Origin of the sequence: Psychrobacter submarinus (assembly GCF_904846685.1) — a bacterium.
Taxonomy (GTDB): Bacteria; Pseudomonadota; Gammaproteobacteria; order Pseudomonadales; family Moraxellaceae; genus Psychrobacter; species Psychrobacter submarinus.
The window spans coordinates 65,454-90,047 of sequence record NZ_CAJHBQ010000002.1 but is presented as its reverse complement, the minus strand read 5'-3'; the positions used below and the strand labels follow the sequence as shown (position 1 = coordinate 90,047).

General features: G+C 44.5%; 22 protein-coding genes. 9 read left to right on the top strand and 13 right to left on the bottom strand.

All coding sequences use genetic code 11. The annotated features are described in order from the left end of the window. Window positions 1-136 precede the first annotated feature (136 nt). From JMY03_RS06720 to JMY03_RS06710, 3 genes are all read left to right on the top strand, one after another. A complete protein-coding gene (locus JMY03_RS06720; protein ID WP_201602348.1) occupies window positions 137-841 on the top strand; it encodes a DUF6231 family protein in 705 nt (234 codons plus the stop codon). A 239-nt stretch (window positions 842-1,080) separates the two neighbouring features. Then, the gene (pal, locus tag JMY03_RS06715) at window positions 1,081-1,617 is read left to right on the top strand and encodes a peptidoglycan-associated lipoprotein Pal (RefSeq protein WP_390880042.1); all 537 of its coding nucleotides are present in this window, start codon (window positions 1,081-1,083) and stop codon (window positions 1,615-1,617) included. Between the two features lie 185 nt (window positions 1,618-1,802). Then, on the top strand, window positions 1,803-2,588 hold the full coding sequence (locus tag JMY03_RS06710; RefSeq protein WP_201602345.1) for a 4'-phosphopantetheinyl transferase family protein: 786 nt from the start codon (window positions 1,803-1,805) through the stop codon (window positions 2,586-2,588). Window positions 2,589-2,717: 129 nt separating this feature from the next. Here JMY03_RS06710 and JMY03_RS06705 read toward each other — a convergent pair whose 3' ends face one another. Beyond that, on the bottom strand, window positions 2,718-3,566 hold the full coding sequence (locus JMY03_RS06705; protein ID WP_201602342.1) for a hypothetical protein: 849 nt from the start codon (window positions 3,564-3,566) through the stop codon (window positions 2,718-2,720). Between the two features lie 618 nt (window positions 3,567-4,184). Here JMY03_RS06705 and JMY03_RS06700 point away from each other — a divergent pair. Next, window positions 4,185-4,946, top strand: coding sequence for an IclR family transcriptional regulator (locus JMY03_RS06700; RefSeq protein WP_201558415.1), 762 nt, complete (start codon window positions 4,185-4,187; stop codon window positions 4,944-4,946). A 77-nt stretch (window positions 4,947-5,023) separates the two neighbouring features. Here JMY03_RS06700 and mmsB read toward each other — a convergent pair whose 3' ends face one another. The 6 genes from mmsB to JMY03_RS06670 all read right to left on the bottom strand — a co-directional run bounded on the left by mmsB (window position 5,024) and on the right by JMY03_RS06670 (window position 13,384). Next, complete coding sequence (gene mmsB, locus JMY03_RS06695; RefSeq protein ID WP_201602339.1) at window positions 5,024-5,998, bottom strand: 3-hydroxyisobutyrate dehydrogenase; 975 nt, start codon at window positions 5,996-5,998, stop codon at window positions 5,024-5,026. A gap of 45 nt (window positions 5,999-6,043) precedes the next feature. Next, window positions 6,044-7,285, bottom strand: coding sequence for an enoyl-CoA hydratase/isomerase family protein (locus JMY03_RS06690; RefSeq protein ID WP_201602336.1), 1,242 nt, complete (start codon window positions 7,283-7,285; stop codon window positions 6,044-6,046). Between the two features lie 51 nt (window positions 7,286-7,336). Beyond that, window positions 7,337-8,497, bottom strand: a complete 1,161-nt coding sequence (locus JMY03_RS06685; protein ID WP_201602333.1) for an acyl-CoA dehydrogenase family protein — start codon at window positions 8,495-8,497, stop codon at window positions 7,337-7,339. Window positions 8,498-8,543: 46 nt separating this feature from the next. Continuing rightward, window positions 8,544-10,031: a CoA-acylating methylmalonate-semialdehyde dehydrogenase gene (locus JMY03_RS06680; RefSeq protein WP_201602331.1), complete on the bottom strand. Its 1,488-nt coding sequence runs from the start codon at window positions 10,029-10,031 to the stop codon at window positions 8,544-8,546. Between the two features lie 272 nt (window positions 10,032-10,303). Beyond that, on the bottom strand, window positions 10,304-11,974 hold the full coding sequence (locus JMY03_RS06675) for a fatty acid--CoA ligase (protein ID WP_201602329.1): 1,671 nt from the start codon (window positions 11,972-11,974) through the stop codon (window positions 10,304-10,306). Window positions 11,975-12,166: 192 nt separating this feature from the next. Continuing rightward, on the bottom strand, window positions 12,167-13,384 hold the full coding sequence (locus JMY03_RS06670) for an MFS transporter (RefSeq protein ID WP_201602327.1): 1,218 nt from the start codon (window positions 13,382-13,384) through the stop codon (window positions 12,167-12,169). A 499-nt stretch (window positions 13,385-13,883) separates the two neighbouring features. Between JMY03_RS06670 and JMY03_RS06665 the strand changes: the two genes are divergently transcribed. From JMY03_RS06665 to JMY03_RS06650, 4 genes are all read left to right on the top strand, one after another. Beyond that, window positions 13,884-14,717, top strand: coding sequence for a dienelactone hydrolase family protein (locus JMY03_RS06665; protein WP_201602325.1), 834 nt, complete (start codon window positions 13,884-13,886; stop codon window positions 14,715-14,717). Window positions 14,718-14,888: 171 nt separating this feature from the next. Beyond that, window positions 14,889-15,662: a hypothetical protein gene (locus JMY03_RS06660; protein ID WP_201602323.1), complete on the top strand. Its 774-nt coding sequence runs from the start codon at window positions 14,889-14,891 to the stop codon at window positions 15,660-15,662. 480 nt (window positions 15,663-16,142) lie between these two features. After that, complete coding sequence (locus JMY03_RS06655) at window positions 16,143-16,886, top strand: hypothetical protein (RefSeq protein ID WP_201602321.1); 744 nt, start codon at window positions 16,143-16,145, stop codon at window positions 16,884-16,886. Window positions 16,887-16,949: 63 nt separating this feature from the next. Next, a complete protein-coding gene (locus JMY03_RS06650; RefSeq protein ID WP_025646541.1) occupies window positions 16,950-17,261 on the top strand; it encodes a DUF1244 domain-containing protein in 312 nt (103 codons plus the stop codon). A 46-nt stretch (window positions 17,262-17,307) separates the two neighbouring features. Here the strand turns inward: JMY03_RS06650 and JMY03_RS06645 are convergent, their stop codons facing one another. The 5 genes from JMY03_RS06645 to JMY03_RS06625 all read right to left on the bottom strand — a co-directional run bounded on the left by JMY03_RS06645 (window position 17,308) and on the right by JMY03_RS06625 (window position 22,173). Then, window positions 17,308-17,751 (bottom strand): SRPBCC family protein, encoded by a 444-nt coding sequence (locus JMY03_RS06645; protein ID WP_201602318.1) that lies wholly within the window; start codon window positions 17,749-17,751, stop codon window positions 17,308-17,310. A 299-nt stretch (window positions 17,752-18,050) separates the two neighbouring features. Continuing rightward, the gene (locus JMY03_RS06640) at window positions 18,051-18,581 is read right to left on the bottom strand and encodes an Rrf2 family transcriptional regulator (RefSeq protein WP_201602316.1); all 531 of its coding nucleotides are present in this window, start codon (window positions 18,579-18,581) and stop codon (window positions 18,051-18,053) included. Window positions 18,582-18,608: 27 nt separating this feature from the next. After that, complete coding sequence (locus JMY03_RS06635; RefSeq protein WP_201602314.1) at window positions 18,609-19,838, bottom strand: NnrS family protein; 1,230 nt, start codon at window positions 19,836-19,838, stop codon at window positions 18,609-18,611. Between the two features lie 497 nt (window positions 19,839-20,335). After that, a complete protein-coding gene (locus tag JMY03_RS06630) occupies window positions 20,336-20,773 on the bottom strand; it encodes a DUF3429 domain-containing protein (protein ID WP_201602312.1) in 438 nt (145 codons plus the stop codon). A gap of 32 nt (window positions 20,774-20,805) precedes the next feature. Continuing rightward, complete coding sequence (locus JMY03_RS06625; RefSeq protein ID WP_201602310.1) at window positions 20,806-22,173, bottom strand: DASH family cryptochrome; 1,368 nt, start codon at window positions 22,171-22,173, stop codon at window positions 20,806-20,808. Between the two features lie 245 nt (window positions 22,174-22,418). Between JMY03_RS06625 and JMY03_RS06620 the strand changes: the two genes are divergently transcribed. Next, entirely contained in the window at window positions 22,419-22,649 is a 231-nt protein-coding gene (locus JMY03_RS06620) for a hypothetical protein (RefSeq protein WP_227675531.1), read from the top strand. A 152-nt stretch (window positions 22,650-22,801) separates the two neighbouring features. Here JMY03_RS06620 and JMY03_RS06615 read toward each other — a convergent pair whose 3' ends face one another. Further along, window positions 22,802-24,289, bottom strand: coding sequence for an aldehyde dehydrogenase family protein (locus JMY03_RS06615; RefSeq protein WP_201602308.1), 1,488 nt, complete (start codon window positions 24,287-24,289; stop codon window positions 22,802-22,804). Between the last annotated feature and the right edge of the window lie 305 nt (window positions 24,290-24,594).

Sequence of the window (24,594 nt, the reverse complement as noted above, 5' to 3'; positions counted from 1 at the left end):
TTTATACGGCGTCATTGCCGCTTATTTAAACGCGCTCATTAAATTAAGTTTGATTCTGCTAAGCTTTAACGCTACATTGGCCTCAATAAGTAAATTTCAAGAGCAACCTCGCGATTTAACCACTTTGGCGCCTTTTATGAATCCTAACTCTCCTCCTCTTACCCCAGCCTTGCTGATAGCTTACACTCAAGCCCTTCTACCCTCTTTATTAGAGGTTACAAAAGAGGCAACCCCATCGCCCAAGCTACTCAAGCTACCCAAACTACTCTGGGCAGTTGAAGATAGCCAGCAAGCTGATAGTCTCAGCCTACTGCTGCAAAAACAAGACGAGCAAGAGGTCTTTGCTATGAATGGTCATGCTGATAAAGAGGAAAATGAAGAGAACAAGACTGAAGAGAATAAGGCTAAAAAGAACAGAGTTGAAAATAGTATAAAACCAGATATTGAGATAAGCACTTTAGCCAAGCTTAGTCATCAGTATAGTCCTCAGCGTTTTGAGCTTGCCTGCTTTTGGCTACCTACGATGTCAGCCGAGCAGTTGCAGCAATTTATACCGACTATAATGCGTTATAGGGATCTGTACGCCGCTCATTTGTTAATCGCTGTCAAGGATAAGATAGACCTGCGAGCGTACGGCTTTATGCCGTTCGATATCTTAGGCGATCAAGCAGTTGACACGGCTATCACAGCCATAGACTCTCCTACGGCTGATCATCTGCTACCATCAGCCTCTTCTTTAACCCTTTGGCAGTTTAATCTGTACGATTATAAACGCCTGCCCAATTGGCTAAATAGTAAATACTGGGCCAATCCCGAAAACTGGGATAAGTATCGCTGGTAATAAATAACACTGGCTCAAGTTTATCTATACGCGTTGTCGATAATTTCGCTAAAATTAAGAGATAAAAGCTTATACGAATAAGTTATCTGACACATACTGTAATATTTACCGAACCTTGGTATTATTTACAGTAATGCTACTTACACAACGTAACATTGATTTTATGATAGAGCTCAATGACCTAAGTTTATTGTGCGATATATAAAACAACAAATAAATTACCTATTTAGGAGCTTCAAATGTCACAACTTTCTTCTTTTAGTAACCGTTTTGCCAAAATGACTGCGCTAGCTGTCTTGTCTAGTGCGGTGGCCCTAACTACAGGTTGTGCCACCAAACGCGCTACCTCTGAAGTCGTCGTCGCGCCTTTAGGTATCCCTGGTGGTCAAGGAGCTTATACAGGCGCGGTCGTAGTTGATAACCAAGTAGGCGTTGTCAACGCTGCAGAGAACCTGGAAGCTGTGGTTTATTTTGCATTTGATAGTAGTGAGATCACTGCTCAGTCTGCCAGCGTACTGAATCAACACGTCGGCTTACTAAACGCAAACCCAGCTACACAAGTGCTAATCGCAGGTCACACTGATGAGCGCGGCAGCCGCGAGTACAATATCGCTTTGGGTGAGCGCCGTGCACAAGCTGCGCGTAATTATCTAGCAGCGCAAGGCGTCGCTGCCAATAATATCCGTATTATTAGCTACGGTGAAGAGCGTCCTGCAGCAGCTGGTAACACTGAAGAGGCTTACGCCTTAAACCGCCGTGCTGAGCTGTCGTACTAATAGCCAGCTTACTGGTTATTAACCTATTCTCATCTCATTTCGTATTTTGACTTTGACCCAGTAATATCAGTATTACTGGGTTTTTTTGTATTCTACAATAAGATTAGCTAAGGATTTTTGCGCTTAATCCTTCATACCTGCCATAATAATACGCTTATGATTATTAATAGTATTAACTCGCCCTTATGATCTTACTGAATGACATCCACTATACGCAGCTTACGGCGACTCATCATTGTGCTATTGCTCGCTTGCAGCCTATTGGCACTCGATTATGGAGAGATCATTCGACTGCCCTCACGCCTATTACTCTATCTACTAGCGGCTTTGATCATGACTCATTATCTTCGCAGACATTTTGTGTCGTGCCGCCCTGTTATAACCCAGCCAGTGACTTCTCTTCGTTAGGTGCTACAAAGCAAGATTTATTAAATAAAAAAATTAAGCGTCAAAGCCAACGTACTGGCGTACGCATACTCTTAAATAGATTACTCGCTGAGCTTGGCATAGCAGATACTTTAGATGAGTCGGCGTTCCCCTATCGACTCAAAAACCATCGCCACTATGTGTGCTTCAGTCATTCGGCAGATAGAGTAGCCGTCGCTCTGAGCTTTGACAGCGCTATTGGTATAGATATTGAGGTAAATAGCGTGGCATGGCAGGTCGCCAAACGCTTCTATCATCCCAGTGAAATCGCTATGCTCGAGCAGCTGTCACTCGATAAACGCGATTATCTGGTCAGGTTAATATGGCAAATCAAAGAGAGTTTGATCAAAATCAATCAAACAACACTTGCAGCAGGTTTAGGTCGCGCTGATCTACCGCTAGTTCAGATGCTTATCGAATATGATAGTGCTGATGATACTATTAAGAATAATAGTTCTACTCGTGAGCTATTTATAGAGCTGAGCCAGGACGCTCAGCGTAGAGTAGCTTATATTTCAAACTATCAGACGATAGTAGTATTCTGATATAAATAGTATTTAGCGTAATATTCAGTTTAACTAACGCTCTTATAGCATTTAAGCAAACTTAAAACACAAAAAAGCGATCCGAAGATCGCTTTTTTTATCAACTATTAGAAAGATTCAGTATTTAAATTAGAAGCGGTAAGTTGCACCTAGTTTAACAATTGGGAACCACTCTAACAAATCATCATCTTCAAGCTCACGCTCAGCACGTCTTGCAACTTCATCACGCGTAACCTGACCTTCTTCAGCACCGTCTATGTAACCGACTAGTTCAGCACCGTTACCAACAGCGCGTACTGTGGCATCGGTTTTACCCATGTAGGCTGCACCAATTTCACCGAACACACCCCATCTATCAGAGATATTTGGACGGAAACCAATGGTTAGGTATGGAGCCAAATCATTACGATGCTCTACAGTACCAGCCAATGTACCTACCTCGTCTGTATTGTAGCTTATATCACCAATTTCAAAGTCATTGCCTTCACCTCTAGCTTCAACATCGAGATCGTTATCAGGAACAATGATACCAGCACCCACAGTAAACCAGTTCGCTGCAGGGCGCATCTGTACGCCTAAGTATGGGTTGCTAAAATCAGCATCTTTAATTTCATATTCAACATCATCTACGTCGAAATCATCTTTGATATCAGATACATCGCCACCTGCCCAACCGGCTTGTAGTTCAGTAGTCTCGTTCATGCTCCACGCGAGGTTTGCGCCATAACCTAAGCTACCAATCTCTGCACTAACAGCAGCAGGGTTGATTGCTGTGTTAAATAGAGTCTTAGTTGTACCAACGACTGCGCCAGTAGTATTGCGGACGATACCCGCATCTCGGTTATACTGATACGCAGGAGCAGCTACTGGGTAAGCAACCGTATCATTATCATCTACAACAACGATAGGATCGGCAGCCATAGCAGCAGTTGAGCCTAGAATAGCGGCAGATACTGCCGTAAATTTAATAAGTTTCATCATTAATCTCCTAAAAATATGAAGTAGCTTGCCCACAGTGAATGATGACTTAGCGTTTTTACAAACCATCATTTTGTTGAGCAGATTAAAACAATTTTGACTCTAAAAGTCACCCCCTAAGAAGCGCTTTTTGTTTGCCATTATGTAAAGATTACGTAGGTATTGTAATTATTGCCGTTACACTCTGTCATAAAACGCATTAGTGTTACAAGATATGTCAAGACAGAATAATTAGCGTATCAATATATCTAGTAAATAATAACTCATCATTACAAAGCGAGTAACCTCGCTAATGAGAACAACGTTTAAAAGCGTAAATAAACGTGGTATCGGTAAGCTAAAAACTCTTAATGACATATCTAAGTAACTGAATACTATTTTGGCTTATTATAAGATTTTAAACAGTGTAGCTTATATAACTAATTACTACGGTTTGTTGTGTTATGTGAAATGATGTATCTTAGCGAGGCAGAGAGACAAAATGAGTAGTATGGCTTGCTGATAATACCCTAATTGGATGATGAAATAGCTAGCCACACTCTTTATGCAACACTAGATTAGTGAGTTGCCTGCTGAGCAATCGCATGAATGACACCCCTTAACTATCGAGCCAATATTATGCCTAAAGTATCATCTATTACTCGTGTATTAGAGATTGTAGAAGCCGTGTCTTATGCCCAAAGACCGCTCTCACCCCTTGAGCTGTCAAAGGATTTAGACATTCCAAAACCTACTATTCACCGGTTGATACAGACTTTGGTCGAAGAAGGGTTTATTGGCGTAGATATAGGAGGCGGAATAATACCAGGCAAGCGCGTACGTAATCTGAGTATAGAGCTGTGGCAACAAAAGCAGTTCTTTCAGGAGCGGCAGTTGATACTACAAGGATTGGTGGATGATATAAAGGAGAGCTGCGGCATCGCTGTACCGCATCAGATGAGCATGCTACATACCAATCGCGTACAGAATGATCTGCCTATCCAGATCTATTTACCAGCCGGCTCTCAGTCGCCGATGTGGTGTACCGCAACGGGTAAGCTCTATCTTAGTCTTCTGCCTACGCAAACCCGTGCGAAGATGCTGCGACAGCTCCCACTTGATAGGTTTACTGAAAACACCTTTACCGATGTTGATGCTTTAACTGCTGAATTAGACACTATCGCGAAGTCAGGCGTCGGCATAGACAACGAAGAGTTTATCTCTGAGACCGTATCAGTAGCCGTGCCTATACTCGATAAGGACTCACGCTATTTGGCGTCTTTATTTGTAAATGCACCTACTATCCGCGTCTCTTTAGAAGCGCTTCAGACACACGTACCCAGACTTAGAGTCGCGGCGCAGGATATCCAAACGCTGTGCTATGAGTTTGAAATGAAATAATCAGCGGATGTGGCTATCACTCTGTAGCGGTACTCTAGGGCGTGTCCCTAATAAAATGTGCTCACGTCTCTACGCTATTAAGGCAGTACTGATGGATCATGAATAGCCATAATGCTCGAGAAGTCCTTGTCACCATGCTCGCCAGTATGAGCGCTATACAGCTGCGCGGCTCGCTGTGCCATTGGCGTGTCGACCTCAGTCTGCCTAGCCGTTTGCAGCGCAAGGTTTAAATCCTTTTGCATCAGCTTACTCATAAAGCCGCCTTGATAGTGATGGCTAGAGGGGACATTATCCATCACTTGCGGATACGGGTTGTAGACCTCTAGTGTCCAATTGCGCCCTGAGCTTTGTAGCATAATATCCGAGAGTACTTTGGCGTCTAAGCCGTTTTTGACGCCGAGGTTTATCGCCTCTGCCGTGCCTGTCATTAAGACACCAAGCAGCATATTGTTGCAGATCTTAGCCACTTGTCCGGCGCCGTGCTCGCCTGCATGAAAGATATTTTTGCCCATGGCAGCAAGGATAGGTTCGGCTCTAGCAAAAGCCTTAGCCTCGCCGCCTACAATAAAAGTCAAACTACCTGCTATCGCCCCGCCGGTGCCCCCTGATACTGGCGCATCCAAAAAGTCTATACCAAGCGCACTTGCCGCAGCTGCGACTTGCCTAGCGTCTGCTGCAGCAATGGTGCTACTGTCAATCACTAAGGTGTCTTTAGCAAGATGAGATAGCAGTCCTTGTTTCTGTTCGCCGCCTGCTTGCTCTTGATTATTCTCGCTACTTCCTAAATACACTGATAGCACATGCTCGCCTGCGGGCAGCATACTAATCACTACTTGCGCATTAGCAGCCGCTTGCTGCGGGCTATCTGCCACCCTAGCGCCTGCTTGCTGTAGACGCTCGGTCGCAGCCAAAGATAAATCATAGACGCTCAGCGCGTAGCCTGCGCTTAGCAGGTTCTGTGCCATTGGCGCGCCCATATTACCTAAGCCAATAAAAGCGATGTTAGGCTTTTTGTCCTTGACTGACTCACTTGCATTTGCAGTTTTATTCATTCCATCATTCCTTGATGTCGTTATCGGTTATTGACTCAATAAAGTCTAGCGTACATGCTGCGCGCCTAAAGCATCAGCGGTAAGCCAGTCTTGTAAAGGATGCTGATAAGGGGCATAAGGGTTGTCAAAATGCGACTCGATATACGCTTGTCCCTCAGCGCTTAGGCAGTCTGCCAATGTGCGTGACCACTGCGGCGCTTTATCCTTATCAATGAGCAGCGCGCGCACCCCTTCTCTAAAGTCAGGATTGGCTGCGCAGTGCACGGCGACATTGGCTTCTAAATACAGCACTTGCTCTAGTGATAAAGCGCTGACTTTATAATACAGCGCATAAGTCAAAGCGGCGGTTACTGGGCAGCCGTGACGATAAGTTGCCAGTGCTTTTTGTGTCCATTTATCGGCGGCAAAGTCAGCATCAATCTTAGCTAGAGCGTCATCGTTTTGTAGCAGATGATCAATCTCAGCCAGCCCGCCACTATTCATAAGCTTATTGATGGTTTGCCAATATTTGGCCAAATGACTCTCAGGCAGGTCAGTCGCTGGCTGAGCCGCTAAAGCGCGGCTGGCAACACTTGGCAACCTACCAAAGCCTTGCTCCATCTCCGCGCGCCAATCGGCAGCTTTTAGGCGCTCAATGATAGATTCATAGTCGCCACTTTGGGCATAGTATTCAGCCAAGTTACCAATGATGGCGTCGCCGGCATGGCACATAGCGCCGGTCAGACCCAAAAACAACCCTGTATGAGCAGGCATACGCTGCAAGAACCAACTACCAGAAGCATCAGGGAACAGACCTATGGTAATCTCAGGCATCGCAAAGCGAGTACGCTCGGTGACGATACGATGGCTACAAGCTGCCATCAGTCCCATACCGCCGCCCATAATAATCCCGTCACCCCATAAAATCAGCGGTTTGGGATAAAAGTGCATTTGCCGATAGAGGCGATACTCATGCCCAAAAAACTCAGTTGCATAAGGATTGGGCAGTGGTGCAGACTCTGACATACTGTCGTAAAGCTTGCGAATATCTCCGCCAGCGCAGAAGGCTTTGTCACCTGCGCCTTTAAGAATAATGGCGACTATTTGGCTGTCCGTCTGCCAAGCTTCGAGCTGCTGTGATAACAGTTGACACATCTCAACGCTCAAAGCATTAAGCGACTTTGGGCTGTTTAAAGTCATAATGCCAAGCTGATGACCGCAATGCGTCTTTTCGGTCTCAAAAAGTACTGCAGCTTCTTGCTCTGGAGAAGCAATGCTTTGATTATTAGATTGATTATTTGTGCTCATAAAACGACCTATGAAACTTTATAGAATTTAAAAACGGGCTAGAAAAGGCTACTAACGCAAAGAGCTAAGCCCGTCGTCTTGCAACAGCTGCCGGGATACGATGACGCGCATGATCTCATTAGTCCCTTCTAGTATTTGATGCACGCGCAGATCGCGCACATGACGCTCAAGCGGATACTCGTTGAGATAACCGTAGCCGCCATGCAGTTGTAACGCTTCATTAGCGACTTCAAAGCTCAAATCGGTAGCCAAGCGTTTTGCCATGGCGCAATAAGTTGCCGCTTGCGGGTCGTTGTTATCAACTTTACTAGCGGCCAGATAGATCATTTGTCTTGCGGTTATGGTTTGCGTGAGCATGTCGGCAAGCTTGAATTGTACGGATTGAAAGCCTGCTATGGGCTTGCCAAACTGCTGGCGGTCTTTGACGTAGCTCGTCGCCGTTTCAAGCGCGGCCTGCGCTGTGCCTACCGCGCAGATACCGATATTAATACGCCCGCCATTAAGGCCTTTCATGGCGATGCTAAAGCCTTGACCTTCAGCACCTAATAAGTTGGATGCAGGGACTTTGACATTGTTAAAGCTAATCGTACGCGTCGGCTGCGCTTTCCAACCCATTTTATGCTCGTTTTTACCATACTCAATGCCGTCGCTTTGGGCATCGACTACAAAGGCAGAAACGCCCTTAGCACCTGTATCACCTGTGCGCGCCATAACGACCAACACATCAGTTGACCCCGCCCCTGAGATAAAGGTTTTCTCGCCATTGAGGACGTAATAGTCGCCTTGTTTATCCGCCTTGGTGCGTAAGGACGCCGCATCAGAGCCTGCATTAGGCTCTGTCAGACAATAGCTGCCTAACCACTCGCCATTGACCATCTTCGGCAGATACTGCTGGCATAGCGCGTCATGACCATACTTCCCAATCATCCATGACACCATGTTATGGATACTCATATAAGACGCCACCGCAGTGTCGCCCCAAGCTAGCGCCTCAAACACCATCGCTGAGTCCAGTCTCGGCAATCCTAAACCCTCATAATTAGGATTGGTATAAAGGCCTAAAAAGCCAAGCTCTCCTGATTTTTTGATGACCTCAATAGGAAAGTACAAGCTGCGATCCCATTCGGCGGCGTTGGGTCTTAGCTCTTTTAGTGCGAACTGACGAGCGCTGTGCTCAAAAGCTACTTGATCGTCGGTTAGTGAAAAATCCATGCAGTTATCCTTAAATAGTGCGGCAAAATGTAGCTTACAATACAGCTTACATTGAGATGGTGGTATTGACTTTGCCGCGGCTTGCTTCATCATCGAACCAGCGCGCGGTGACTGTTTTGGTTTGCGTATAGAACTGCACGGCTTGCTTGCCATAAGGTCCTAAATCGCCAAGCTTGCTGGCGCGTGAGCCTGAGAACGAAAACATAGGTAGCGGTACAGGAATCGGTAAGTTAATACCGATTTGACCGACCATGACGTCCTGCTGGAATTTATGCGCCGCCGCTCCTGACTGAGTAAAAATAGCAGTGCCATTACCGTTAGGATTATTATTAATCAGCTCAATAGCTTCATCTAAGCTATCCACGCGCATGATACAAAGCACCGGACCAAAGATTTCTTGCTGATAGATCTGCATGTCACTGGTGACATGATCAAAGATCGTCGGCCCAACGAAGTTGCCTTTCTCAAATCCTTCGACCTGAATACTGCGACCATCCAAAAGTAAGCTTGCGCCTTCCTCAACTCCTGTATTAATTAAATGCTCAACGCGAGCTTTTGCCGCAGGCGAGATGAGCGGGCCTAGATCTTTGTCGTTCTTACCTGCAGAGACCACTAAAGTTTCAGCTTTGGCTTTGATATCATCGATCCACTCGCCTGCTGCGCCGACCAACACCACAACTGACAAAGCCATACAGCGCTGTCCTGCTGCACCGAAGGACGCGCCTGCCAGCTGGTTTAGCGTTTGCTCTTTATTGGCATCAGGCAAGATGACGCCATGATTTTTGGCGCCCATCATACACTGAGCGCGTTTACCTGACCGACTTGCGCGCTCATAGACATGTTTGCCAACTGCGGTAGAACCGACAAAAGACACCGCCTTGATGTCAGGATGATCGCAGATAGCGTCAACGGTTGGTTTACCACCATGGACTACGTTCAATACCCCTTCTGGCACGCCCGCCTCTACTGCTAGCTCGACTAAACGCATAGTCACCATCGGATCTTGCTCAGAAGGCTTTAGGATAAAGGTGTTGCCCGTGGCAATGGCCATCGGGAACATCCATAGCGGAATCATCGCTGGAAAGTTAAACGGCGTGATACCAGCACATACGCCAAGCGGCTGCCAAATGCTATAAGTATCGACATCTGAGGCGACGTTTTCGACAAAGTCGCCCATTTGCAGGTTAGCAATGCCCGCCGCATGTTCGACCACTTCTAAACCGCGAAAGACATCACCGCGCGCATCAGCAAGGGTTTTGCCTTGCTCGGCGGTTAGAATTTGCGCAAGCTCATCCATATGCTCACGAATGAGTGCTTGATACTTTAAGAAGATACGCGCACGAGTGGTGATAGGCGTTTTGCGCCAAGTCGCAAATGCAGCTTTGGCAGTGGCGACGGCTTCATTGATCTCATCATCGGTGCTTTGTGGTACTTTAGCAATGATATCTTGGGTGGCAGGATCAGTAATGTTAATCCATTCGCTAGTGTTAGATTGGCTGAACTCACCATTGATGAGCTGTTGAACATGATGCATAAGATATCCTTATCTTGTTTGAGTCATCACAAAATATGTTATGAAAGATAGCGATTGAGCTGTCAGTGAAGAGTAGATTAACAATTTGATGGTCATCGACTATAACAACAATGTCAAATTAGGGTCAAGCGCTTTAGGGCATCTGGCTGTGAGTGAATACAAATCGCTTGTTAAACTAAAAAAAGCCCATGAATACTCATGAGCTTTTTACGAGCTGATAATAAACTTATCATTCATTGATAAAATAAACACAGCCACTTAAAGCAAGCCGATTAGCCTTTATTCTGCTCGTTATACTCGTCACGCATGACTTTTTTATCGTGTTTACCGACTGAGGTTTTAGGCAGATCATCTAAGAATTGAAACTCACTCGGGATGCCATATTTAGGAATGATACCTTTAGCAACCGCTTGCTCAGCAACCGCTATAATATCATCAGCAGTGGTGTCTTGATGGCTCGGTTTGAGAACGATCAGAGCTACCGGACGCTCGCCCCATTTTTTATCAGGGACGCCAATGACCGAGACATCGGCTACTGCTGGGTGCAGCGACAAGATAGTCTCAATCTCGAGCGAGGATATCCACTCGCCGCCTGATTTGATCACGTCTTTGAGACGATCAGTGATTTTGAAGTAGCCGTCTTTGGTCATATAAGCGATATCTTGAGTGTGCATGTAGCCGTTTTCCCACAGCTCAGTACCGGCATCGTCGTTTTTGAAGTAGCTTTGCGTCAGCCAAGGCGCACGTAGCACCAGCTCACCAGTATTGTCTGCGCCTGTACCAACTGATTTATTATCGGTACTCCACACTTGCGCATCGACCATCATTACAGGCTTGCCTGACATGCAGCGGCGGGTGATATCTTCATCAACACTCATCTCAGGCTCATCGATAGTGAACTCGGTCAGACCAATGAGCGGCGCAGTCTCTGACATACCGTAACCGGTGTAGACCTCGATATCTTGCGCGAGAGCCGCTTTGGCTAATCCTTCGGTCAATCGCGAGCCGCCGATGATCATTTTTAGACCGTCAAAGCTCTTATCACGATCTTGGGCTTCTTTTAGCACCATTTGTAGTATCGTCGGAACACAATGCGTAATGCTGACCTTTTCATTGATGATGAGATCGAGCAAAGTATCAGGCGCATAACGACCTGGATAAACTTGCTTGAGGCCTGTCATCGTCGCAGTATAAGGAAAGCCCCACGCATGCACATGGAACATCGGCGTCATCGGCATATAGACGTCGCCATAGCTGACGCCTTGCTTATCTGGGAGCATTCCTAAGGTTGCCGCCTCCGCCATGCTGTGCAGTACTAGCTGACGATGGCTAAAGAAAACGCCTTTAGGATTACCTGTGGTACCTGAAGTATAAAAGGTAGTGGCGATAGTATTTTCATCAAAATCTGGAAACTCAAACTCATCACTGGCATCTGCTAATAGCGTCTCATACTCACCAATGACGCGGCTTTGATTATCACCGAACACCCCTTCAACTGTGGTGCCATTATCATCAAGCCAGATAATGTGCTCGATACTGGAGTTCTCAAACTGATAGTCTTTGACTAAAGGCGCAAATTCAGAATTAAGCATCAGCACTTTTGGTTTGGCGTGATTAACCGTATATAACACCTTTTCAGGCGACAGACGAATATTCACCGTTTGCAGCACATATTCAGACATCGGAATCGCGAAGTAGGACTCAAGATAGCGATGACTGTCCCAGTCCATAACAGCGATGACGTCCCCTGCGTCCAGGTTAAGACTATCTAAGACATTGGCTAGGCGGTTAATACGGGTAAAGAACTCGCTATAAGTAAAGCGTTTTTTGTCAGCATAGATGATTTCTTGGGCTTGCGAGACCGTCTTAGCACGGTTCAATAGCTGCTTGATAATCAGCGGATAATCGTAAGCAGACGGGGCGCTATGATAAGCATTTGACATAAATCTCATTTCCTTTGAGGGTGTTCGTTATTTTCGTGTCTTAACATGGCTTAGTAATTCAGTTTGCAGGTTTTAGCCATTTGAATACTAATAATTTCAAATCAAGATACGCTTAATACTAAAAAAATTTAAATGCGCTGTAAAGTGAGCTTGCGTAAGTGGTAGGCTAACAAGCGATCATAGCTGTACAAGCTAAGCAGCTTTTGACTTGGTTTTTATCATGCCAAAACTTGCAATCAGCAGCGCTAATACTTGTACGAATAATAGCAGCCATACCGTAAATTGCCATTGCCCATAAGCATAAGCTAGACCGCAAAGCCAAGCGCCTACCGTGCCGCCTGCGTAATAGAACAAATAATATAGCCCTGAGGCTAGCGAGCGGCCTTGTTTGACATTGACCGCGATATAGCTGATGGTCGCCGATTGAGTCACAAACACCCCTGAGGACATCACCCCTAGGCCGATAACGATCAGCCATAAAGGCGTCGCTAGCGTCAACAGCACTCCAAGCATCGAGATAATGACCGCCACTATAATCGTGCGCGCTGAGCCAAAGCGGCGCAATAGAATAGTCGAGAGCGGCGTAATGATCACCCCTATCAGATAAACGGCAAAAATATTCGCAAGTGCGCCGGTACCTAAGTGGTATGGTGTATCAGCGAGATATAGATTAATAAAGGTAAAACAGCCCACCAGTGAAAATAGCACACAAGCGCCAAGTAAGCAGGCGGTGACCACGTAGCGATTGACGAGATGCGAGCCGAGCGTTTTTATGGCAGAGCGAAAGTTTGGATTGGCTACAAAATGCTTCGAGCTTGGTAGCGTCTTTGCTACCCAAAGCGCACTAATCAACGTCAATATAGCCAACACATAATATGCCTGTCGCCAACCAAAAAACTCATGCAAGTGGCCTAATAAAAACCGGCCCATAAAGCCGCCAAGCACCGAGCCTGAGACATAAAAAGACATCAGCTCAGTCACACTTGAACCCTCAAACTCCTCGCCGATATAAGCTATGATGACCACAGTAATACCTGGCACCGACAAGCCTTGGATAAAACGCCATAGCCCTATCCACTCGATAGTCGTACTCTGAGCAATCAGCGCAGTAGGTAGCGTCAAAAACAATAAAGCGCCAACGACAAACGACTTGCGCCCTACTGCGTCCGACAACATACCCAAAAACGGCGACATAATAGCGATAGCTAAGATTGTTGCGCCCACAACCATGCCTGCTTGTACCTCAGTCGCCGAAAAATCTGCCATCAATACAGGCAAAATCGCTTGGATAGAATACACTTGCAAAAAAGCAAACACTCCGATCAGACCAATGGTTATTTTTAGGATGAGTGAGGGCGCGTTGCTGAGTGATGACGAGCTATTTCGTATTTGATTAAGAGAATGATTCACAAAGTACTGACTATATTGGACGCTAAAAAGCGTAAGTAAAAAGAAAGTAGCGCTCTAGGTATTTTAATTACCTACTAACCCTTAGCGCTTATTAATTAATGAAGCACTATAGCACAAGCGATATCGGTTTTAAGGGCACAAAATGTTATTGATACTTATCACCTAGGCTCTCAAGTGGCTCGGTGTTCTATCTGAGTATGGACATTCTTAAACGTCCAGCAAAAACAACGTCCAACAAGTCCTAAGCTTATACATCGCTCTCTTTGACATATTAACTATTAAAACCTATTATAAATCGGCTTTTATCAGCTTACTCTCTTGTTAAGATTGACTATTAAGCAATGCATTGAACTTTTTAAAAGACAACTATCAAAAGACAACTACTATGATAAATTGCCTAACGCGTTTGAGTATAGCTACAATCACAATAGCTACCTACGCGCTACTGTCTACAGCGCCTGCTTCAGCTAAGATTGCACTAACAGAAACGACACACATAGTGCCAACGCCAACCTCAACGTCGGTAGCATCGCTCAACCAAGATGTCACTTGTATTACTGACAGTGCAATTAGCGCTGATAATTTAAGTCAAACAAAAAATAACGGACCCTTTAACATTGCTAGCAAAAAAGTACCACGTGAGTTAGTAGACGGCTTTGGCGGTGGCACTATTTACTATCCGACTAACGCTGGCAACTGCGGACGTTTGGGCGCAATTGCTGTGATACCTGGCTACGTCTCTTATGAATCATCGATTAAATGGTTGGGACCCCGCCTAGCTGCTTGGGGCTTTGTCGTGATTACAATGAATACCAACTCTATTTATGATAGACCCGATAGCCGCGCTAAGCAGCTAAGCCACGCTTTAGATTATGTAATCAGCGATAATACCGTAGGCAATATAGTAGATCCTGATCGCTTAGGGGCAATTGGTTGGTCCATGGGCGGGGGCGGCGCGCTCAAACTGGCATCTACGCGTAGCAACGTACGCGCCATTATGCCACTCGCCCCTTATCATGATAGAAGCTATGGTGAAGTAACAACGCCGACTTTTGTTATCTCCTGTGAGTACGATGTTATTGCGGCTAATAACAAGTATACCAATTTGTTTTATAAACAAGCGACAGGGCCTAAGATGAAGATTGAGGTCAATAACGCCAGCCATCTCTGTCCAAGTTACCGCTTGAATGAAAAGCTACTAAGCAAGCCTAGTATCGCGTGGATGCAGCGCCATATCAATGGCGATACCCGCTTTGATCAGTTCTTATGTGGTCGAGAAGACTATAGCATAAGCCCGCGTATATCGAATTATGATTACGCTGACTGTCCGTAACTGACTTACATACTTGGCTTGTATGTTCCCTGTACAACAAAAGTTACTGTAGGGATAAGTCTAACTAATTAAGCGTATTATGGTTCCCGAATGAATAAAAAGAATTATTCAAAAACCACTTAAAAAACTACGTTTATACATTCGTGAACGTCATTCACTATAGAGGCTTATATGTCAGAAGAATTTAAAAAAGATCAGATACATGACCTAGGCGCTGGGTTTTGGAACATTAGAGGCTCTTTTGTCAGAAATGGTATGGTCGATATCGGTAATCAATCAGCGCTCGTTAAGCTAGCATCAGGGAAGTTTATTTTGCTAGATAGCTATACTTTAACTGGTGAGGTGCGCGAGCAAGTGCTGGCGCTGACCAATAATGGTAAAGATATTGAAGCCGTGCTCAATGTACATCCTTTTCACACCGTACACTGTGCGCGCGTTGCCAAGGATTTTCCGCACGCTACTTTTTATGGTAGCGCTCGCCATCATGAGCAGGTACCCGAGGTCAACTGGAGCAAGGATTACGTAGAAAGCGACGCTGTCGCTAAGCGCTACCCTGAGCTACAGTTTTCACAACCAAAAGGTATCTATTACATCGCCCCAGACGACTCCGTACATTCAGGCTCACTATTGGTTTATCACCCTGCTAGTCAAAGCATCTATGTCGACGATACCTTTGAGATACCGCCATCAAAGAAGTTTAATGATGTGCAAGCCGGTATCAACCTACATGCGACCACACTTAAAGCATTAAAAGATGAGCCTGACGCTGGCAAAGCGTACTGCGACTGGGCGACAAAGCTTGCTCACGAGTGGCGAGAGGTGCGTAACTTTTGCGGGGCCCATTCTGGTCTAGTCGTCTTTGCAGAAGGTGAGTTTGAAGCTGCATTGCTATCGAGAATTGATAACGCGCGCGCTGATTTAGAAGCGGCCTCTAGCCAGACTTAATCGAAAGGCCTAATCGATATGCAGTTACGGCAACTGTAAAGCTTGGGACAAGTTACAAAAGTTGTGTAACGATACTAGCGGCTTGAATCCATTACTATTTACTAGTGACTTGTTTATCAAATTACTAGTGACTTGTTTATCAAATGATGTACTATCATAGAGTTTACAATTAAAATTATTAGGGCGTGTTGAACATTCGACCATGGCACTGACAGCGACTATTTTTTAGGCGATTCGATGTTAAAAATAATAAGTTTAGTCATTCTAAGCGCTTATTTTTAACGATGAAGCGGCAAAAAAGAGTCCTGTCCCTGTTGTTGTCGTGAGGTCTGATGCTAAAATTGCCCCATACTGCGTTACAAATCTCGCTAAGGCATCTGCATTATCGTCGCTTTGTGCCTTGTCTGGAAAAATTTTAGCGATCAGCAGTGCCTATTTGCGAATGTTCAACACGCCTTAACATCATTAAGGAGAATAACCATGTCAGAAAAAATACATGATCTAGGGTCAGGGTTTTGGAACATACGCGGCGAGTTTCGCATCGGCGGCGTTATCAATATCGGTACGCAGTGCTCGCTTGTCAAATTAGAGTCCGGCAAGTTTATCTTCTTAGACAGCTATAAGCTGACAGGTGAAGTGCGCGATAAAGTGATGGCATTGACTAATAACGGTCAAGACGTCGAAGCGGTATTGAACGTACATCCATTCCACACGGTTCACTGCGCACAGATGGCACAAGATTTCCCGCAAGCTACCTTTTACGGCAGTACTCGCCACGCCAAACAAGTGCCTGAGGTGGACTGGAGTGAAGACTTGGTCGAGAGTGATGTGGTCGCTAAGCGCTATCCTGAGCTTGAGTTCTCTATGTCCCAAGGCATCGATTATATCCATGCTAATGAGATGATTCATGCAGGCTCGTTATTAGCCTATCATCCTGCTAGTAAAAGCTTGCACGTTGATGATACCTTTATGAGCCCTCCTTCTAAATTGCTCGAAAAAATGTTGCCAGAGGTGATGCTGCATCCCACAACCAAAAAAGCGCTGAAGGACGCGCCGAATGCAGGTAAAGAGTACTGTGACTGGGCGACTCAAATTGCTCATGACTGGGACGTACGTAACTTCTGCGCCGCGCACTCTTACTTAGTCAAATTTAAACAAGGCGAGTTTGAAGAAGCGTTACTTAAAGCCGTAAATAAGGCTCGCCCTAAGCTTGAAAATGCTTAAGGAAGATTAAGTTTAATAAAAGCCTCTGCATTTATAGATGCACAGTAAAGATAAGGAAAAACTATGGCAAAACTAGAGTCCAATATCGAACTAGAAGCTGCGGCATTTCGTCGCTTATTGGCTCATCTAGACGAGCGTAAAGATGTACAAAATATCGAGCTGATGAACCTTGCTGACTTTTGTCGCAACTGCTTGTCCAAGTGGTATAAAGCGGCTGGCGAGGAGCGTGGTATCGACATCGACTATGAAGACGCTCGTGAGCTGATCTATGGTATGCCCTACTCTGAGTGGAAGCAGAAGTATCAACAGCCAGCCACACCTGAGCAGTTAGCGCGCTTCAATGAGCTTGAAGCGGCTAAGAACAAAGCAGAATAAGATTACGAGATAAAGCTCAAAATTTAAAATAGACGAAGCCGCTAAATTAGCGGCTTTCTACGGATTTGAGTATACTACTAAATCCTACCGTACCTTGTTTTTGCATCTTGCGATCAAGCAAGCGGCCGATCAGGGGTAATGGTATCACTAATCGACCTTCAGATATCCATGTTACCTGCGTAGTACCATCGCCTAAATCTTTTAAATCTATGCTCCCTTTGCGGTGATCCACTTTAACAGGTCTGGCTTTTTCAATCTTGTACTGCATATGAGTCGGACGCTCAAACGCCGTAATTCGCTCCCAAAATTTGACTGGCCCCGTCTGAATGGTACGTAAAGCACCAACGCCGTTACGCTCGTTATCGCCTTTTGTTAGTAGCTTAGCCGTCCCTACCGCTTTGAATAATCCATAACTGGCATGATCGCTTATGGCTTCAAACACCTCATCAATCGGTTTATTTACGGTACGCTCTACTTTTATTTTAAACATCGGATTATCTCTTTTATGGGAAATGAGAAGCTATAGTCAGTTGAAAATAAAACTGTTATATAAATTTAAACGCGCTACTGGTATAAATTTTACTTGCGTGCTGCGTTCCCAGAGGCTGCGCAAAATTCATCCCAGTAGCGCTATGCGCTTTTTAGAGTGCATCGACTATATTTAGGCTAGTTATATATTGTTATAGCACAACTTTTACTATAAAGCAGTACGCTATTACATGATATCGCTGCTTATATGCATCCGAGCCAGATGTTTTATCGCTTCTGATGTTTAGCACGAATACTGAATTAAGATAACAAAGCCTTTAATTCAATTTTATTATTAATGATATCAGCTAAAGTATAGCCCTCTAAAACGCTCACAAAAGCAGTAAGGGCTTCAAAAAACACCCCCTTTAATCGGCATACAGGACTGATGACGCAGCCTTGCTTTATAACTGATGAGGCCTTGTTAGCTGTCTCATCAGCCGTTTCATCAATCAAGGTTATCGGTAAGCCTTGTTGCGTCGTGGCATCAGTCTTAGGTACAGTTGCCGCAAAGCACTCAACCAACGCAAAGTCCGGCTCTATCTGCTTAATGAGTATACCTAAATTGATATTTTCAGGCGCACGGGCGAGCCTGATACCGCCATTTTTACCGCGAATCGTCTCTATATAACCCAATTGACCTAATTGATGAATAATCTTTGTCAGATGGCTTCTCGAGATATCATAGCTGTTAGCAATATCACTGATGTTCGCTAAAGCCTGCGGCTCAGGCTTTACGGCGAGATAGATTAAGGAGCGCAGCGCATAATCACTATAGTTCGTCAACTTCATGGGCAGATGCTCCTTAACAATTCAAATTTAACCAAACAAACCATCTGGTCTGGGCTTGGACAATATCGGTAAATAGCTGATGCAAAATAGTACAAAGCAGCTAATCCAAGCGCCTTGCGCAATCATCACCCATAATAAGTAATGTTCGACAGCGATAATAGGTAAAAATGCGCGGCTGACAAATACTAATACCATGAGCGCAAACATCACATTGACCATCTTTGGCGGCTGATGAATATTGCGCCCTGTATGCCCTAATGATACTCGCGCCATCATCGCCAGTGTCATCATACCAACGCCAGCGATAGATAAAGCGTGTACCGCCAGACTGTGACTAAAGCCAAGCCAAGGCTGCAAAGCATATAAGACGAAGCTTAAACACATGCCCAAAAACGCTAAATACAAGGACCAAAGTAAAGGCTTTTGCCAAATCTTTGGGTGATACCAACCGGCTAAACGTATGAGATTGACTATAGCGACGCCAAGAGCAGTGATAGTGAGCAGATATTTATTAGGATAAAATAGATCAATGATAAAAAAAGTCAAGAAAAAAACCAGACTCAAGACATCTTGCCATTTGCTATTGCGTACTTTGACATCAATACCATCATGGGCCAATCCGCGCTCAATAAAAAACGGTACCACGCGCCGGCCAATCGTCAACACTAAGCCGATAATTAGATAAAACCCTAAATACACCCCTATCTTAGTGACAGTCATATCATTAGCAAAAATGCCCCAATAGCACAGTCCGTTGCCTAAGGTGAGTAGCGCAAGTTTGGCCAAAATCCCCATTTGCTTGTATTGCTTAACTTGCAGTACGGCTCGAAACACTACCCACGCCATTGAGGCGACAAACAACATATCAAATATAGCCGCTAATAGTAGTAGCCCCGCACCAACATCTAGACCTAAACCAAAGGCTAGCCAGCTTAAGCGCGCAATTAACCAATAGCTAAAAATAGCTAGCAGCTTATAGCCATGAGGCATCTTCACCCCAGTCCAAGTCTGCACAGCGGTCAATGAAAAACCTGCGACCACGGCTAAAGCATAACCATAAATCATCTCATGACCATGCCAATACAGCGGATTCAATGTCTGCGCGGCGATATCAGTATGACTGGTAAAAACGAACGCCCATAAAGTCATGATAAGTACTGCAAAGACTGCCGCCCCACTAAAGAAAACGCGAAAGCTCAAATTGAGAATAGGGTGCGGTGAGCTTGGTGGCTGCGTCGGTAATTTGATTGCTTGCATAGCGTTCAGCTTATGATTAGTGATTCATTTAAATAACTGTTATTTAAGGTTCATTTTAAATGAATGTTATAAGTTATTCAATATCTGTCATTCTTTTAATATGTGAGAAGCTAGCTAGAATTTTTAAATCACAAAAAAAAGCCACCTAAATGGTAGCTCATATATAGCACTCAATGAAATATTCTTAGGGCGTGTTGAACATTCGACCATAGCACTGACAGAGACTATTTTTTAGGCGATTTGCAGATAAAAATGGTAAGTTTAGTCGTTCTAAGCGTCTATTTTTATCAATAAAGCGGCAAAAAATAGTCCTGTCCCTGTTGTTGTCGTGAGGGCTGATGCTAAAATCGCCCTAGTCGTTGCGACTGTTTAAATAAAATCAGCTAGCCAATGCAATAAGCATTATCTGCAATTTTAACGACGACTAGAACACAGCTTTGATTAACTAGTAGCGATCAGCAGTGCGCATTTGTGAATGTTCAACACGCCCTAATTATTTATATTTGTACTACAGAAATTATCAATGAGATAACAACAATCAAAGTCACATACTTTCTAACGCTAAAGTATTTAGTGTTGATGATACTCGCTTGATTAAGTCCATAATCAATGAGTAGTAAGCTGATAAACCCTATCACTAACAGCCAAATAAAAGCCGCTGTCGATAACAGTAAAAAGCCAAACCATAATACCAAAGTTATCAGGTTACTCAAGATAGGCAACCTTGCAGCCCAAGGGTTATCGTCCGCTAAAGCCAAATGATTACCCCACTGCGCCCCAGCCATAAAGGTGGCAATCACTAAGCCGTAAGTCGCTAGAATATTGCTAGTTTTTCCTAAAGCTAAAACACTATCGACTCCTACTATGAGTAAGATGGCGCAAGCGATAAAGGGAATGCTACCGGCAAAGGTTAGATAAGGACTGAGTTTTTTCATGATTGACAACTCACACTACATATTAGAATTCATTATGACAGCCATTTATCCATAAACTCGCCGTTAGGATCATGCTGCTGGGTTTGTTTTTTTAGATTGAACTGCCTAGAGCCGCGAGGATCCGCCCCTACTCCTGCTAAGTATTGCCAGTTGCCCCAATTGCTCCCAACATCATAATCGATCAGCTGCTGCTCAAAGTAGGCTGCGCCATAACGCCAATCAAGATCTAGCTCATGAATAAAACAGCTCGCCACCAGCTGCCGACCACGATTCGACATATAACCAGTATGATTGAGCTGGCACATACAAGCATTAATAATTGGATATTTAGTCTCACCATTTTGCCACTGCGCTAAACGCTGATCATCATGACGCGTCGAAGGTCTATAATCGCCAATACCTTTAAATAAAAATAAATCTTCTTGATGCTTTATGGCATACCAGTAAAAATACTCACGCCACAATAGCTCAAACCAGATCCAATAAGTTGAGCCATTGGTCACGACTTCGCGCTCGTACTGACGCAGACGATTGAGCAATACCTTTACTGATAGTGTGCCATTAGCAAGCCAAGCTGAGAACTTCGTTGAATGCGTCCACTCATCCAAAGCGTTACGGGTGGTTTTATAGCTGCTTGGGGCGTTAGAAGCAAAATAGCTTTTTAGATGATTCAGCGCAGCACTTTCACCGCCTTGATATTTGGGTTTATCTTTTTCGTCATTAGGATTTGGTTTGTCAACTGAGGGTAATTGCAGAGCATACTTTGACTCATTAATCAGTGCTGCAGGCAATGGTGACAGCGATCTTAGGGTTTCGGTTATTACTAAATCTGTTTCAGCTTTGAGTAAATCTTGAGCATATTCGACTTTTTTACGAAACTGAGTAAAGCTTTGCGGTAGCTCTTTGGTCGGCATTATAGGATACAAGGTATTGATCGACTCACTATGCCAAGCAATATTAGCATACTTAGCGCGCAACAAATTATAAACGTTTAACTGCGCATAATCGGCACTATCACTGACAAAAATATCGCTCACTTGCTGCTGCTCTATGAGCTGGCATAACTGATTAAAAGTATTGGCGCTTGATTCTTTATCCACTTGTCGCAAATACAGCAATCGACTCCCAAGACTCTGCAAAGACCTGTCTAAATCGATCAAGCTTTCATTGATAAACTGCTGGCGGGCATGCCCAAGCTTATCGAAATGATAAGCCTGACCCCAAGCCTCTTGATTGAGCGCCTCAGTCAAATCGACAGCATATACCGGCAGTAGATAACCTGACTTAAGGTTACCTGATTTGGCCTGCTCAGCCGCTTTACTCAATGTCGCATTGTCATGAATACGCAAATCGTTGTGAAATAGCACCATTACTACGTTTTTATTTTGCTCATTAGTCATGTCTTATCTGCCATTTGTAATTGTGCTTAGCTATTACTAAACCTTAACTAATCATAGTTACTGTTGAGAGTAACTATAATGTGATAAAAAATAAGATACAGTATATGGCGTGTTAAAAGCGGGCTTAGTATTGGCGAATAGTCTTAAATATAACGACTAGAATAAACATTGACTACAAACAAGCAGCCTGCTTAAATGGTCAATCATCAAACAGATCTTGATAACTATAATTAAAGGAGATAACTGTGAGTGAAGACAATGCTTCGGCAGAAAAACGTAAAATCATCAATAGGTTTTTGACTCAGCTCACCCGTGAAGAACCGCAAATGTACTATGCTTCTACTGCTGAGATTTCCCGCAGTATCTATACTTTGATTAAAGAGCACAGCAACCGCTTAGATGTCGAAGAGCAAGCGTTAGTCAGAAATATGTCAGTCGAGGAGATCCAATCTATTTTGGGCTTTAATCTAAAATAGTAGACTCAACCCATTCGTTTATGAGTGAAATTAACCCTCTTAGGTACAAAAAAAGACTGCTACTAGAGCAGTCTTTTTACGAGTTAAAATATTTATGAAAATGAATTAGAACGCATTAGAAAGCATCAGAACGATCAGAACGATCAGAACGATCAGAACGAATAGTCACGCGGTTTGTGCTGATAAGACACCCAGTGCAGACGCGTCATCTCCTCTAGCACCCACTCGCCATTAAAGCGGCCAATACCTGAGTTTTTCTCACCACCGAATGGTACTACGCTCTCGTCATTGACGGTGATGTCATTGACATGAGTCATCCCAGCTCTGATACCACGGGCAAAACGTAAGCCTTTCTCCATATCTGTCGTAAACACCGAACTTGATAATCCATACTCAGTATCATTGGCAAGCTTCAACGCCTCATCCTCATCTTGTGCGCGAATAATGCCAACTAAGGGCCCAAAGATCTCATTACGGAATAAGTCCATATCAGCAGTTACCTCAGTGAAGACATGAGGCGGCACAACTTGACCTTCAATCTCACCGCTGAGTAATGTCTTAGCGCCTTCCTCTTGAGCTTTAGCGATTTTATCTTTTAAAGAGTCGAGCTGATCTTGATTAATGATAGGACCAACAGCCGTATCTTTATCATTAGGATCACCGACTTTGATGGTTTTTACATGTTCAACGAAACGCTCAACGAATTCATCATAGATAGCATCTTCAACGATGATGCGGTTGATAGCAATACAGATTTGACCTTGATGCAAGAACTTACCGAAGACTGCCGCTTTTGCCGCATTCTCTAGATCGGCGTCTGCTAATACCACAAACGGATTGTTACCGCCAAGCTCTAATGCGACAGGTTTGATAGTATCGCCGCCATTAGCAAGCTCGCCGATGTGTTTGCCAACTGCGGTGGAGCCAGTGAAGGAGACAAAGCTTGGAATGTCGTGCGTGACGATAGCATCGCCAATCTCGCTACCTGCGCCGACGACTACGTTGAGCAAGCCTTTTGGCAAGCCTGCCTCTTCAAAGATCTTGGCGAGTAGCAGACCGCCGGTGATAGGTGTATCGCTAGCAGGTTTTAGCACCACCGCATTACCCAAGGCTATTGCAGGGGCAATAGAGCGCTGGGTCAAGTGCAGTGGGAAATTCCAAGGACTAATCACCGCAATCACGCCGATAGGCTCGCGATAAGCGAAGTTTTCTTTACCTGGTATGTTAGACGGACGAATCTCACCATGCATACGATTAGGAAAAGTTGCTGCCTCTACCGTGATAGCGCGCGCACTACCAAACTCCACCATTGCCTTTATACGAGTACTGCCCGACTCTTTCACCAGCCAATCGACAATCTCCTCTTGGCGCTGATCTAAAATCTCAACTACCTTATATAGTAGGCTTGAGCGCTCAGTAGGCATCGTTTGTGCCCACTGTTGCTGTGCTTTTTGCGCCGCCTTAAAGGCTTCATCAAGCTGACCTTCTGTCGCTTGCTGAATATTAACTAAAGTCTCACCAGTAAAAGGGTTGGTATTCGTATTGACGCTATCATCCTGCCCTTGTTGCCACTCGCCTGCAATGTACTGCAAGTCAAAGTCACTATAAGCGTTTTTTTTAGTTTCAGTATTATTTGACATAACTTTTCCTTTTTATTTATTAGGTTAGGGCGTGTTGAACATTCAAATGTGGCACTGGCGGCGGCTATTTTTCAGGCAATACGCAGTGAAATTTTCGAAGCCTAGTCATTCTAGGATAGACAATTTCGCCATGTATTGGCAAAAAAGAGCCCCGCCCCAAAGGGCTGATGCTAAAATCACCCCAAACGGTGTTGTAAACCTAGCTAAGGCCTCGACATTATCGTCGGTTTACGCCTAGTTTGGTGCGATTTTATCTATCAGCAGTCCTAATATTTGAATGTTCAACACGCCCTAATGACATGGTA

Excerpts from the sequence above, each read along its gene's own strand:
- JMY03_RS06720 (WP_201602348.1), top strand. The coding sequence starts at position 137 with ATGAATCCTAACTCTCCTCCTCTTACCCCAGCCTTGCTGATAGCTTAC.
- mmsB (WP_201602339.1), bottom strand. The coding sequence starts at position 5,998 with ATGAATAAAACTGCAAATGCAAGTGAGTCAGTCAAGGACAAAAAGCCT.
- JMY03_RS06700 (WP_201558415.1), top strand. The coding sequence starts at position 4,185 with ATGCCTAAAGTATCATCTATTACTCGTGTATTAGAGATTGTAGAAGCC.
- JMY03_RS06710 (WP_201602345.1), top strand. The coding sequence starts at position 1,803 with ATGATCTTACTGAATGACATCCACTATACGCAGCTTACGGCGACTCAT.
- JMY03_RS06625 (WP_201602310.1), bottom strand. The coding sequence starts at position 22,173 with ATGACTAATGAGCAAAATAAAAACGTAGTAATGGTGCTATTTCACAAC.
- JMY03_RS06690 (WP_201602336.1), bottom strand. The coding sequence starts at position 7,285 with ATGAGCACAAATAATCAATCTAATAATCAAAGCATTGCTTCTCCAGAG.
- JMY03_RS06680 (WP_201602331.1), bottom strand. The coding sequence starts at position 10,031 with ATGCATCATGTTCAACAGCTCATCAATGGTGAGTTCAGCCAATCTAAC.
- JMY03_RS06675 (WP_201602329.1), bottom strand. The coding sequence starts at position 11,974 with ATGTCAAATGCTTATCATAGCGCCCCGTCTGCTTACGATTATCCGCTG.
- JMY03_RS06705 (WP_201602342.1), bottom strand. The coding sequence starts at position 3,566 with ATGAAACTTATTAAATTTACGGCAGTATCTGCCGCTATTCTAGGCTCA.
- JMY03_RS06660 (WP_201602323.1), top strand. The coding sequence starts at position 14,889 with ATGTCAGAAGAATTTAAAAAAGATCAGATACATGACCTAGGCGCTGGG.
- JMY03_RS06635 (WP_201602314.1), bottom strand. The coding sequence starts at position 19,838 with ATGCAAGCAATCAAATTACCGACGCAGCCACCAAGCTCACCGCACCCT.
- JMY03_RS06630 (WP_201602312.1), bottom strand. The coding sequence starts at position 20,773 with ATGAAAAAACTCAGTCCTTATCTAACCTTTGCCGGTAGCATTCCCTTT.
- JMY03_RS06655 (WP_201602321.1), top strand. The coding sequence starts at position 16,143 with ATGTCAGAAAAAATACATGATCTAGGGTCAGGGTTTTGGAACATACGC.
- JMY03_RS06615 (WP_201602308.1), bottom strand. The coding sequence starts at position 24,289 with ATGTCAAATAATACTGAAACTAAAAAAAACGCTTATAGTGACTTTGAC.
- JMY03_RS06650 (WP_025646541.1), top strand. The coding sequence starts at position 16,950 with ATGGCAAAACTAGAGTCCAATATCGAACTAGAAGCTGCGGCATTTCGT.
- JMY03_RS06645 (WP_201602318.1), bottom strand. The coding sequence starts at position 17,751 with ATGTTTAAAATAAAAGTAGAGCGTACCGTAAATAAACCGATTGATGAG.
- JMY03_RS06640 (WP_201602316.1), bottom strand. The coding sequence starts at position 18,581 with ATGAAGTTGACGAACTATAGTGATTATGCGCTGCGCTCCTTAATCTAT.
- pal (WP_390880042.1), top strand. The coding sequence starts at position 1,081 with ATGTCACAACTTTCTTCTTTTAGTAACCGTTTTGCCAAAATGACTGCG.
- JMY03_RS06685 (WP_201602333.1), bottom strand. The coding sequence starts at position 8,497 with ATGGATTTTTCACTAACCGACGATCAAGTAGCTTTTGAGCACAGCGCT.